Source organism: Holdemanella porci (assembly GCF_019052655.1).
Taxonomy (GTDB): Bacteria; Bacillota_I; Bacilli_A; order Erysipelotrichales; family Erysipelotrichaceae; genus Holdemanella; species Holdemanella hominis.
This window is the reverse complement of record NZ_JAHQVB010000018.1, coordinates 20,658-33,169: the sequence shown is the minus strand read 5'-3', so window position 1 is coordinate 33,169 and position 12,512 is coordinate 20,658. Positions and strand designations below refer to the sequence as shown.

Genomic DNA, 12,512 nt, shown 5'->3' with positions numbered 1-12,512 from the left:
CATTAGAATTTAAAATTTATCTATTTTATGAGTCCTTTTTCTTGACGTAGTACCAATCAAAGGGTAAAGAGGTATTAAAAGAGTCAAGTTTGGCATTGGCATCTTTTTTAAATCTGCCAGCCCACATCTTTGCCATAGAACACCTACTCTACTGATGGAAAGTGTTTCTGAGCCTTTCCAAATAATTCTTGATCATTTAAGGCACGTACCTTTAATGGAAGTCCGAATAAGTGGATGAATCCGGCACTATCTGCCTGGTCATAACAATCGTCTTCATCAAATGTGGCCATGCCACTTGAGTATAAACTGTATGGACTTGTTACACTTTGAGGAATGATATTTCCTTTATACAATTGAAGTTTGACATCGCCTGTCACTGTCTTTTGTGTTTCATCCACAAAGCTTGACAATGCTTTTCTTAATGGCGTATACCATTTTCCATCATATACAAGTTCACCAAATTTCAATGCGACTTGTTTTTTATAATGAGCCGTATCTTTATCCAAAGTGATTTCTTCTAACTTTTCATGTGCTGCATATAAAATCGTTCCACCTGGTGTTTCATATACACCTCTTGATTTCATACCCACTAAACGGTTTTCTACAATGTCCAAAATACCAATACCATTCTGTCCACCTAAATCATTTAATGTTTCAATAATATCTAGGCATGACATTTCCTTACCATTAATACTTGTTGGAGTTCCTTCTTCAAAATGAATCGTTACATAATCGGGTTCATCCTTTGCCTGTATTGGACTTACACCAAGTTCTAAGAAACCTTCTTTTTCTAGTGGTGCTTTATTGGCAGGATCTTCTAAATCCAATCCTTCGTGGGATAAATGCCATAGGTTTTTATCTTTTGAATAATTTGTTTCCGCTGTAATCTTTAATGGAATATCGTGTGCCTTGGCATACTCAATTTCTTTTTCACGCGAATTCAATTCCCAGAATCTCCAAGGTGCAATGATGTCTATGCCTGGGGCAAAGGCTTGAATGGCTAGTTCAAAACGAACTTGATCATTTCCTTTTCCAGTACAGCCATGACAGATCGCATCAGCTCCTTCTTGTTTGGCAATTTCAACGAGTTTTTTTGCGATGATCGGACGTGCAAAGCTTGTTCCTAATAAATAATTTTCATAGCTAGCACCCGCCTTCATGCTTGGAATAATATAGTCTTCGACAAATTCTTTCTTTAGATCCGCAATATATAATTTACTAGCTCCCGTAGCCAAAGCTTTTTCTTCAAGGCCATCTAATTCACTTTTTTGACCAACATCTCCACTTACGGCAATGACTTCACATCCATAATTTTCTTTTAACCAAGGAATTAATACGGATGTATCTAATCCTCCAGAATATGCTAAAACGACTTTATTGTATTGTTGTTTCATGATAAGTTCCTCCTTGTTAATGTATATGAAAAAATAGTTCTATAAATCCATCGTCGATCACATTCCATATTCATCATCTCCTTACCATAAAAAAAACGTCCAAACAAATTGGACGTTATAAGCGCGGTACCACCAAAATTCCATCTGCCCTATGCAGATGACACCTCATTCTTAACGCGAATTCACGTTCTAGCCTCAAACCTTCGACTAGACCACTCCAGAACACGTTCCAAGAATATTCAACGATAACTTGCACCAAAATGTTATCTCTCTAAAGAAGAAATCTTCTTGTACTTCTTTCCTTCAAAGTATTTATGAGACTATTATAATTATTTTCTGAAACTTTTCAAGCTTAAGTTTACATTTATTTACAATTCATTACATTTCTTTCAAAATAAAATGGATCTGATCTAATGACCAAATCCATTTTTTGCCTTTTGAATACGCAATGTTTTGCCTTTAATTGTCTTTAAATTCTTTAATACAAGTTTTCCCTTTTCATTTAAGATATCCACATACGATTGATGATCCTGCACTTGAATCACACCAATATCCTCGACCGTAACACCATCAATTTCGCAGATAGCCCCTACAATATCGCCAGGACGAATCTTCTTATTCTTTCCACCATTCAAATAGATTTTAGTGATACCCTTTCTTAAATCTTTTGATTTATCGACCACCACACGATTAGATTCTTTTAATGAATCTAAAACGTCTAAATCACTTAAATAGACTTCACCTTCTTCTTTAAATGGCAAGTTATAACCTAGATATTCTTCTAGTTTTTCTTTTCGAACTCCATCATATTCATTCACTAAACTTATAGCTAAACCTTTTTCATCGACTCTTCCACTTCGTCCGATACGATGTGTATATGTTTCTACGGGACTTGGCATATCGTAGTTAATGATCATCTCCACTTTAAAAACATCAATTCCTCGACTTGCGACATCGGTACAAACTAAAATACGCACCTTTCCTTTTTTAAAACGTCGCATATGCGATAGTCTTTCTTCTTGCATCATACCACCATGAATTTTATCTACACTGACTTGATTCTTTTCTAAACATGTATAAACTTCATCCACTCTTGCCTGCGTCTTACAAAAGATCATGCAGGATTCTGGTTTCTTTAATGCCAATAAATGAAGAAGGAACAATTCTTTGTGTTCTTCATTGACGTGATAGGCTTCTTCTAGAATATTTGGTTTATTTGAACTCGTTAGATCAATTTTAGCTGGTTTATACAAATATTTCTTACTCATTCTTTGAATCACTGCAGGATATGTTGCACTAAATAAACATGTCACATGTTTTTTAGGCATGTATTTTAAAATGGCTTGTACTTCATCTAAAAAATTCATATTCAGCATTTCATCCGCTTCATCCAAAACTACATATTTAATTTTTGATGGATCTAATGTTTCTTGTTGCAGATGATCCAAAACCCTTCCTGGCGTACCAATCACAACGTGACATCTTTGTTTCAAATCTTCTTTTTGAAACTTAAATGGCTGCTTACCAAAAATAGGTAATGTCTTAATTTTTTTGAAAGTACCAATACGATCAAAATCTTGTTGAATCTGTAAAGCTAGTTCTCGAGTGGGAGTAAGTACCAATGCTTGTGGACTTCTTTCATCAATTTCTAGATTTTGAATAATGGGAATCGCAAAAGATGCTGTTTTTCCACTTCCCGTTCTTGATTTGACAATACAATCCGTTCCCGAAAGAATATTCGGAATGACTTTTTCTTGTACAGGTAATGGTTTTTCATAGCCTAATGTATGTAAAGCTTGTATAATATTTTTATCTAAATTCATTTGTTCAAATGTCATATTTTATCACCGTAAAAATTATACCATGTTAATAATATTTAACAGAAACAAAATATATTATAAGCTACAATAGAATCATGAATTATAAAACGTTAGTAATGAAACAGATTGATAAACATACCTATCAATATAGTATGAATGCGCCTTTAGACAATTTAAGTCCCATTCTTTCTTTTGATGAAGAAATGTTAAACGTGAACTATGGCAATGAATTGGAATACGCCTTAAATTGCGCAAAACGAAGAGAAGTCTTAAAGGATGGTTTTCTTTTAGAACCAAAAGACAATATGACACTTACTGAATGGGCTCCTTTTTTAGCATTGTCTTTAGTCCTTCAATATTATAAATCATACAGAAATCTACCCCCTATATTAATGAGTGTAGATAAAGAAATGCAGGAAAAATATAGTCAGGAGGAATTAATTCGAAACTTATTTCAATAAGTTTCATTTTTTTGTGTAAAAATTTTCATAATAGAGTATAATCAAAATGAGGTGAACTATTATGAACATGACAACATTGAACACGCCACTTCCTGAAGATTTAATGAAATTAAAATGGAATGGGCAATTTAAATTGATGCAGGAGATGATTGATTTACGTCTTCAAAAGGACATTCCTGCCAAACTAAAGGAGCGTTTAGAATTAGAAAAAGAATTGATTTCTCGTCTTCCTGAAGATTTTACGTATTCCAAAGAAGAAGCCATTGAATTATTAAAATCAAAGATTGAAGATTTCAAAGATGAAGAATTCGATACATTATTTAAGGACAATGCTTTTGAATGGATCTTCATTGAGGGAAAAATGTATTTAAAAGACAATTTTTTTGAAAACCTAATTAAAGTGCGTAATGCTTATAAAGATCGTTTAATTGAAAAACAAGGCGCTACAAGTACTTTATTAGATGATGTAATGCATAAAATGAAAGAAGAAAACGATGTTTTCTGTAAGATTCATGTCAAGACAAGCTTAAAGGTGGATCCTGCATTTGAAAAGCCTGGAAAAACGATTCGCGTATGGCTTCCTATTCCGAAAGAATATGCGCAAGTTGAAGATTTTAAATTATTAAATACATCTCATAAAGGTCTAGTAAATGATAACAGTGTAGATCAAAGATGTGTTTATATTGAAAAGCCATACGAAAAAGGTGAAGAATTCAGTGTAGAATATGAATTCATCAATCACATGCACTATGAAGAATTAGATCCGAGTATTGTGACAAATGAACATCCAGATACTTGTCTTGAAGAATATGCGCCACACGTTGTATTTACAGATTATTTGAAAGATTTAGTCAAAGAAATCATTGGTGAAGAAACAAATCCATTATTAAAGGCTAAATTAATTTATGACTATATCACAAGTCATGTCACATATTCATATGTACGTGCTTATGCGACTTTACCTTGCATTCCAGAATATATCACAACTGGATTGAAAGGAGATTGCGGTTTACAAGCATTGACATTTATTACTCTATGCCGTATTGCGGGCATTCCTGCCACTTGGCAAGCTGGACTTTATACTACACCAGAAACCATCGGTAATCATGACTGGGCCAGATTCTATGTAGATCCATATGGATGGTTATATGCAGATTGTTCATTTGGTGGAGGATCATATCGTGCCGGAAACTTAGAAAGAAGAGATTTCTATTTTGGATATCTAGATCCATTTAGAACTCCATGTTCATCTAAATTCCAAGGTGATTTTGTGCCAGCTAAAAACTTCTTGCCAAACGATCCATATGACAACCAAAATGGTGAAATGGAATATGTGGATGAAGCTATTCCAGGAAAATACATCATTAAAGAGACAAAGAATATCAAAATTGCCCTTATGGAGGATAAAAATGCGTAGGCCTATTGTCGGTCTAACATGTAATGAATTGGATAAAGAGAATTTACCTAAACAATTTATCAATGAAGCCTATATTAATAGTGTTATTCGTGCCGGTGGCTGTCCCATCATTCTTCCAATCACAAATGACTATGATACAATTCAAGCTCAAGTTAATCAATTAGATGGATTGATTGTGACAGGTGGAATTGATGTAAATCCTATGATTTATAATGAAAATCCAAGACCTTTACAAGGTAATTCAAGTTTAGATCGTGATTATTATGAAATGCGAGTATTAAAATATGCCAACGAAAAACAGATTCCTATTTTTGGAATCTGTCGTGGCATTCAGATGTTGAATGTCTATTTTAAAGGATCTCTATATCAAGATTTGTCGTATTGTAAAAGAAATGTAATCAAGCATGCGCAACAAGAAAAAAGAGAAAATCCAAGTCATAAGATCCATATTGAAAAGGATAGCTTTTTATATCCTAGCTTAAGTGATGAAGCTTATGTGAATAGTTTTCATCATCAGGCCATCAAAGATTTAGCACCACACTTTAAAGTTGTAGCTAAAGCTCCAGATGGCATTATTGAAGCTATTGAACATGAGTCATTACCAATTTATGCCGTACAATTTCATCCAGAAGCATTGTCCCATAAATATGGTGAGATGCAAGATATATTCAATGTCTTTATTAAAATGTGTGAGGTAAAGTAATGCGTATTCAAGAAAATTTAGAAAAGTCAAAATATGAAGCAGATGGCAAAATTAGTATACAAGGAACAACCATTCCTTATCATACAATTTGTGAAGATAATTTCTTTGCAGATGAAGAAAATAATCCAGTCGCATCCATCTTTAGTTATGCCTATTTTAGAAGTGATGTACAAGACAATTCTAAACGACCTATTCTATTTATTTATAATGGTGGTCCAGGGTGTGCAAGTCTTTGGCTTCACATGGGATTATTTGGTCCTAGAATTGTAAAATTAGATGATGAGCTCAATCTTCCTACTGTTCCTCCTTTTGAACTAGAAGACAATCCACATTGCTTATTAGACTTATGTGATTTAGTCTTTATTGATCCAGTAGGAACAGGTTTAGGTCGTTTAATTCAGGAAAAGGCAAGAAAAGAATTTTATGAAACGCATGGCGATGTTCGAAGCGTTTCTAAATTCATTGAACAATTCTTAGCTCGTTACAACCGAAGAAATTCACCAGTATTACTTGCGGGTGAAAGCTATGGTACGGCTAGAAGTGCCCTACTTGCAGGAGAGTTGATGGGTGCAGGTCCTGAAAAGGCCGATACGATGGGCATTAGTGTCAGTGGTATCTTCTTACTTGGAAGTTACTTTATTGAAAAGCTTCCGGTTGAAGCAAGTGCGACAGACTTAATCACAATGGCTGCCACAAATTATTTCCATAATCCAAAGGAAAATATTTCGCAAAAAGACTTTATTGATGAAGCCTTTACATTCGCATCCACTGAATATGTCAAAGCCTTATTTTTAGGGGATGCCTGCCCTAATAAAGAAGAAATTGCAGATAAACTAGCTTACTATTCTGGTATTGATAAAGCATATTGGTTAAGACACCATTTACATATGGATATGCAAAAAGGCTTTGCGCATAAACTATTAGAAGATAAGGGCTTAGCTTTAGGATTCTATGATGGTCGCTATACATGGAATGATGATCCAGAAATCATGGAAGCTAATGTCATTGCGGATGACCCAGCTATGGGACAATATACACCTGCTTTCCAAACTGCCTATGGGTTGATGCGCCAAGAATTGAATATCACAAGTGATCGTATCTCAAAAGGCTTAGTCTTTGATGTAAATATGACATGGAATCGTGAATTCAAAACAAGTCCTGCCCAATCCTTAGCTGGATGCATGCGAAGAAACAAACAGATGAAAGTCTTCTTTGCCTCTGGTCTATATGATCTTTGTACAACAGCTGGAAATGCCAGATATTTGGCAACCCATTCCAATCTAGATCAAAATCGAGTTACAATTGGTGAATATCCAAGTGGTCATATGGCTTATCTTGGTAAAGAAAGTTTTGATCTATTAGCCAAGGACATGCGTGCATTCTTTGAAAGCTGTATTTAACACAAAAACCGTCAAACGACGGTTTCTTTTTTTATTTATACTTTTTCAACATTTCTAACTTAAGATTCAATAACTTTTCACTTAAGTCTACATAATATTCTTGTGGATATACAAAACGTTTGATTTCATCCCAAATTGTAGCTAGTTCTTTTTCACTATATGCACGAATTTCTTCTAGGCTTGGAAGATCATATACTAGCTTACCATCTTTAAAAATTGGCACTAACATATCGCGTACTGTATATGTATTGGCAGGAATCACTTTGTATTTCCAACGTGACATTGGATGATAGATTGTTAGATCTTGCGTTGTATCGATCACTTCATCTTCTAATGTCAATAAATCGGCAATAGCCATACCTGTTTCTTTGTCCATGATACGATTTAAATTCTTCATACCTGGATTTGTCACTTTTTCAACATTGTCACTAATTTTGATTTTTGGAATCATATGACCATCTTTTTCAAGTGCCACCATTTTATAAACACCACCAAATACTGGCGAATTTTTTGAACAAATCAAGTTTTCACCAACCCCAAACGAATCAATTTTAGCGCCTTGTTGATGAATCAAAGATTCAATGACGTACTCATCTAATGAATTGGATACAACAATCTTACAATCTTTCATTCCTGCTTCATCTAACATCTTACGAACTTTTTTAGAAAGATATGCCATATCTCCACTATCAATACGAACACCTTTTAAACGGTATCCATTGGGTTCTAAATAATCCTTAGCTACTTTAATGGCATTCACAATACCTGATTTTAAAGTAGAATATGTATCAATCAATAAAGTACATGCGTTTGGATATGTTTTGGCATAATACATAAATGCATTATATTCGGTATCAAAGCTTTGAATAAATGAGTGCGCCATTGTACCAAGTACAGGTACACCAAACTCTTTTCCTGAATACGTAGTGGCACTTCCCGCACAACCTGCAATATAAGCTGCTCTAGCTCCTAGAATGGCTGCATCAAAGTTATGAGCTCGGCGTGCACCAAATTCCATAACCGCTCTACCTTCACTGGCTTGCACAATACGACGTGATTTTGTCGCAATCAAAGTCTGGTGATTGATAGCCAAAAGTAATGCCGTTTCTACAAGTTGAGCTTCAATAATCGGTGCTTTTACACGAACCAATGGTTCATGAGGAAATACAGGTGTTCCTTCTGGAATCGCATAAATATCTCCAGTAAAACGAATCGTTGATAGATATTCTAGAAAATCTTCACTAAATTGGTTTAATGAGCGCAAATAATCAATATCTTCTTTTTCAAAATGCAAATTCGAAACATAATCCACAACTTGTTCTAAACCTGCAAATACACAATATCCCCCGTCATCCGGATTTTTACGATAGAATAAGTCAAATACGACTTCTTTGTCTTTATTATCATTAAAATAACATTGACTCATTGTTAGTTCATAAAAGTCCATGACTAAACTTAAATTTCGCTTATCTTTCATTTTATAATCTTTACTCCCTTACTTCAGAAACAACTTGAATACCATTCGTTTCCATCATTCTGAATGCGACATCATTAAAGAATGTAGCTTCATGTACTTCTGGTATATGATAGGTTTCTGTACAGTTTTCAACCACAACAATACGATATTCATTCATATTGTGTTCATTGAACCAAGTATTTAAACTTAACACAAAATGAAGCACACAAAGATCTGTACAACAGCCCGTCACAATTATATCACGATAATACTTCAAATCTGAATTTAGAAACTCTTCAAATTCTGGTGCCATAAATGTATTCGTACTGTTCTTTTTAATTACGTGTTTCACAAATGGCTTTAAAGAATCTACTACTTCAGCTTCTTCACTGCCAATTACACAATGCGTTGGAAACGAATTGAATTCACGCGTCTTTGGTGGATGAGAATCACATACAAAGACATTGTTGCAGTCTAAGCTTGTTAATAGATTTTCAATATTCTTTTCCACATTGCCAATGACTTCATCATGTAAAGGTCCCATATTCACAAAGCCTTTGATCATATCCACCACAAATACTACGGGATCATTTAATTCATTTTTTTTAATGGATTTATAATTATTTTTTTCTAAACGTGCCATATATACCTCTAAACGAAAATAAGAGTTCTACGCAGAACTCTTATTCTTCAACTTCTTTGTTTGTTTTAAATTCCTTTAATTTTTCTTCAAGCATTGATTTGAATTCTGGATTTGTCTTAATGTAAGCTTTGGCAGCCTCTTTACCCTGACCAATTTTTTCTCCTTCATAACTGAACCATGCCCCTGCTTTTTTTACAATATTGGCATCAACACATAAATCTAATAGTTCACTAATGTAAGAAATTCCTTCGCCATACATAATTTCTAATACGGCAGACTTAAATGGAGGTGCTACCTTATTCTTAACAATTTTAACTTTTACTTTGTTTCCAACAATATCTGTACCATTTTTAATGGCATCCGCCTTACGAATATCCACACGAACAGAAGAGTAGAATTTTAATGCACGGCCACCCGGAGTTGTTTCTGGATTTCCATAAATAACTCCTACTTTTTCACGAAGCTGGTTGATAAAAATAGCTGTACAATCATTTTGGTTCATTGCTCCGGCAAGCTTACGCATTGCCTTTGACATCATACGAGCTTGTAATCCAACTTGATTATCTCCCATTTCACCATCTAATTCAGCTTGTGGAACTAAAGCTGCAACACTATCCACGACAACCAAATCAACAGCTCCACTTTCAACAAGCATCAACATAATGTCTAAACCTTGTTCCCCAGAATCTGGCTGAGACAAAATTAATTCATCAATGTTAACACCTAAATTTTTCGCATATACTGGATCGATTGCGTTTTCCGCATCAATAAAGGCTGCACGACCACCCTTTTTTTGAACTTCTGCAACGGCATGTAAAGCAAGTGTTGTTTTACCACTTGATTCTGGACCAAAGATTTCAATAATTCTTCCCTTTGGATATCCACCGATACCTAAAGCATCATCCAATAATAAACTTCCAGAAGGAATGGGTTCAATATCTACGGCTGCTCTATCACCTAATTTCATGACAGAACCTTTACCATATTCCCTTTCGATTTCTGTTAGTACATCACTTAAAAGTTTATCTTTATTTGTTTCTACTTTTTCTTTTGGCATATATTCTCCTTTTGAATTGTTTGTATCAATATATCTATCATCTGGCAAACAACATGTTCTCTTACATCATTTCTAGATAGACCTGTACATTGAAAACCATATACACGAACCGCTTTTTTAGAAGCAATAGCGCAATAGACTCTTCCTGCTGGTTTTTCTTCCCAAGCACTCGGACCTGCGTTGCCTGTAAAAGACACACAATAATCCACATTCATAATTTCTCTTGTGTTTTTGGCCATGGCATAGGCGCACTCTACACTAATTACACCATAATTTTGAATTAAGTTCACATCCACATGAGCTAATACACTTTTCATTGGTGTAAAATAAGTCACTAAACCACCTTTTAAAATAGAACTTGCCCCAGGGATTGAAGCAATCGTACTCGTAAATAGGCCAGCCGTTAGACTTTCACAGCTAGAAATAGTCAAATGATTTTCTGTACATAAAGAAACAAGTTGTTTTGCCTCAGTCATTACATAGTCTCCAAAACATATTTTTTCAATTGGTTGAAATAAATCCATCCACTATATAAAGAAGCCACTGTTGCTGCCCATAACAATATTTGGTCCATACAAATACCCATATAGACAAACGGCCAATCTTTCAATAACAAGAATACAAGTGCAAACATTTGTAGTACTGTCTTTAGTTTTCCAAAAATACCTGCACTTACAACTTCACCAGAATTAGCTGCGCTCATTCGTAAGCCATCAACAATCAAGTCTCTTGCGATCATAAGTAATACCGCAATCACATTGGCTTGATGAAAATAAACCATCAAGATCAAAACTGTGTTCACTAACATCTTATCTGCGATAGGATCCGCAAATTTTCCAAAAGAAGTAATCCAATTGTTCTTTCTTGCTAACATTCCATCAAAGAAATCTGTAATACTCGCAACCGCAAAAATCACAAATGCGATCACATCACGTAGTGCAAGACCACTTGCTTCATCTATAACACCAATAGTCGGGTCCATACATAAATATACAGCCACAACAACAGGTACCAATAAAATTCTAATAATTGTTAGTCTGTTCGGTATATTCATCTTGGCCATAAGTTACATCCTCCCCTTGTGCATATAGATCTTCATCTGTGTAACCATAATCATAATCGTAACCATAGTCACTATCCTCATATTCAGTTTCATATTCTTCAACAGGTTTTTGGTATCCCTTACCAATTTGTAGTGTGATAACGGCAGGCTCCCCCTGCTTCCAACCCTCTTTATCAAAAGAAATTTCTTTTCCATCAATAGAAATACTATTATCTGAATATGTCTCAATACTAATTTCAAAAGTACAATCATCGGATAATTCTAAGCTCTGATTGAATGTGCCAGTATATACTTTTGAAGTGTCATTGATTGTTTCATCATTCTTTTTCAAAGTAATTTTTGTCTTTGTCGGTAACGTAATACTTAAATCCAATGTTTTTACATCCGATTGAATATTCGAAAGCTGATATGCGTTGGTTTCATCGCTAATTTTATCAACAACTAAAGCCTGAGCCTCTTTAGCTTTTTTACGCTGATTTGCGAGTTTATTTGTCTCCTGTTCTTTTTTAGACAATTGCTCTTCACGAAGCTCTTGCTGCGTTGCTAGTTTTTGATTTGAAATCGAACGCAATCCCACATTGATCAAGGATAAAACTCCTAATCCAATGATTCCAATCAGGGCAAGCATTTTGATGATCTTCGTCTGGTTTGCGTTCAATGAAGAACTTGTTCTACTGACATGTTTTTGAAACCATCCTAAAGATGCTTTTTTCTTTTTCTTAGTCGTCTTTTTTGTCTTTTGAACACTCGCCATTTGTTCAACCATACGTCTTTGTGCCATAGTTAAAGCCATGTCTCTTTGATGCGCAAATTCATTGACATCCACATCAACTTCATCTGAAATGGCCTGCCAATTTACGCCAATCGCATCCGAATAGGCATGCACAAAATAGCGAACGAAAGATAGGTCATCGGAGAAAACATCAAGGTTGTGTTCTTCGATTGCTTGTATATATTGAGGCGCTAAACGCGTCTGATTTGAAACATCCTGAATGGAAAGTTTTAGATTTGTTCGACGCTCTTTTAAGATGTGATAATAAGCCACTAAAACTCCTCCCTTTGAAGTTTATTATAACAAATTCAAAACAAGAATACCAC

12 protein-coding genes and 1 other annotated feature are annotated in these 12,512 nt (G+C 34.7%); of the genes, 4 read left to right on the top strand and 8 right to left on the bottom strand.

All coding sequences use genetic code 11. The features are described from left to right. Positions 1-143: 143 nt before the first annotated feature. Positions 144-1,394 (bottom strand): argininosuccinate synthase, encoded by a 1,251-nt coding sequence (locus tag KTQ83_RS05060; RefSeq protein ID WP_217256171.1) that lies wholly within the window; start codon positions 1,392-1,394, stop codon positions 144-146. Positions 1,395-1,499: 105 nt separating this feature from the next. Further along, positions 1,500-1,710, bottom strand: a binding site (T-box leader). A 94-nt stretch (positions 1,711-1,804) separates the two neighbouring features. After that, positions 1,805-3,232: a DEAD/DEAH box helicase gene (locus KTQ83_RS05055; protein ID WP_217256170.1), complete on the bottom strand. Its 1,428-nt coding sequence runs from the start codon at positions 3,230-3,232 to the stop codon at positions 1,805-1,807. 77 nt (positions 3,233-3,309) lie between these two features. Between KTQ83_RS05055 and KTQ83_RS05050 the strand changes: the two genes are divergently transcribed. The 4 genes from KTQ83_RS05050 to KTQ83_RS05035 all read left to right on the top strand — a co-directional run bounded on the left by KTQ83_RS05050 (position 3,310) and on the right by KTQ83_RS05035 (position 7,195). Next, positions 3,310-3,675, top strand: a complete 366-nt coding sequence (locus KTQ83_RS05050; RefSeq protein WP_217256169.1) for a hypothetical protein — start codon at positions 3,310-3,312, stop codon at positions 3,673-3,675. Between the two features lie 61 nt (positions 3,676-3,736). Beyond that, positions 3,737-5,092: a transglutaminase-like domain-containing protein gene (locus KTQ83_RS05045; RefSeq protein ID WP_217256168.1), complete on the top strand. Its 1,356-nt coding sequence runs from the start codon at positions 3,737-3,739 to the stop codon at positions 5,090-5,092. Further along, the gene (locus tag KTQ83_RS05040; protein ID WP_217256167.1) at positions 5,085-5,795 is read left to right on the top strand and encodes a gamma-glutamyl-gamma-aminobutyrate hydrolase family protein; all 711 of its coding nucleotides are present in this window, start codon (positions 5,085-5,087) and stop codon (positions 5,793-5,795) included. The genes KTQ83_RS05045 and KTQ83_RS05040 overlap by 8 nt, the downstream gene beginning before the upstream one ends. Then, complete coding sequence (locus tag KTQ83_RS05035) at positions 5,795-7,195, top strand: S10 family peptidase (RefSeq protein ID WP_217256166.1); 1,401 nt, start codon at positions 5,795-5,797, stop codon at positions 7,193-7,195. Before KTQ83_RS05040 ends, KTQ83_RS05035 begins: the two co-directional genes overlap by 1 nt. Positions 7,196-7,226: 31 nt before the next feature. Here KTQ83_RS05035 and KTQ83_RS05030 read toward each other — a convergent pair whose 3' ends face one another. From KTQ83_RS05030 to KTQ83_RS05005, 6 genes are read right to left on the bottom strand one after another with little or no spacing between them, the layout of a single operon-like run. Continuing rightward, entirely contained in the window at positions 7,227-8,672 is a 1,446-nt protein-coding gene (locus KTQ83_RS05030) for a nicotinate phosphoribosyltransferase (RefSeq protein ID WP_217256165.1), read from the bottom strand. Between the two features lie 10 nt (positions 8,673-8,682). Further along, entirely contained in the window at positions 8,683-9,294 is a 612-nt protein-coding gene (locus KTQ83_RS05025; protein WP_186999118.1) for a cysteine hydrolase family protein, read from the bottom strand. Positions 9,295-9,334: 40 nt separating this feature from the next. Further along, positions 9,335-10,351, bottom strand: a complete 1,017-nt coding sequence (gene recA, locus KTQ83_RS05020; RefSeq protein WP_117924162.1) for a recombinase RecA — start codon at positions 10,349-10,351, stop codon at positions 9,335-9,337. Further along, positions 10,333-10,827 carry a CinA family protein gene (locus KTQ83_RS05015; RefSeq protein WP_217256164.1) on the bottom strand — a complete coding sequence of 165 codons (495 nt, stop codon included), beginning with the start codon at positions 10,825-10,827 and terminating at the stop codon, positions 10,333-10,335. Before KTQ83_RS05015 ends, recA begins: the two co-directional genes overlap by 19 nt. Beyond that, positions 10,827-11,414: a CDP-diacylglycerol--glycerol-3-phosphate 3-phosphatidyltransferase gene (gene pgsA / locus KTQ83_RS05010; RefSeq protein WP_286162746.1), complete on the bottom strand. Its 588-nt coding sequence runs from the start codon at positions 11,412-11,414 to the stop codon at positions 10,827-10,829. The genes KTQ83_RS05015 and pgsA overlap by 1 nt, the downstream gene beginning before the upstream one ends. Continuing rightward, positions 11,374-12,459, bottom strand: a complete 1,086-nt coding sequence (locus tag KTQ83_RS05005) for a helix-turn-helix domain-containing protein (RefSeq protein WP_117924158.1) — start codon at positions 12,457-12,459, stop codon at positions 11,374-11,376. The genes pgsA and KTQ83_RS05005 overlap by 41 nt, the downstream gene beginning before the upstream one ends. Positions 12,460-12,512: the final 53 nt, after the last annotated feature.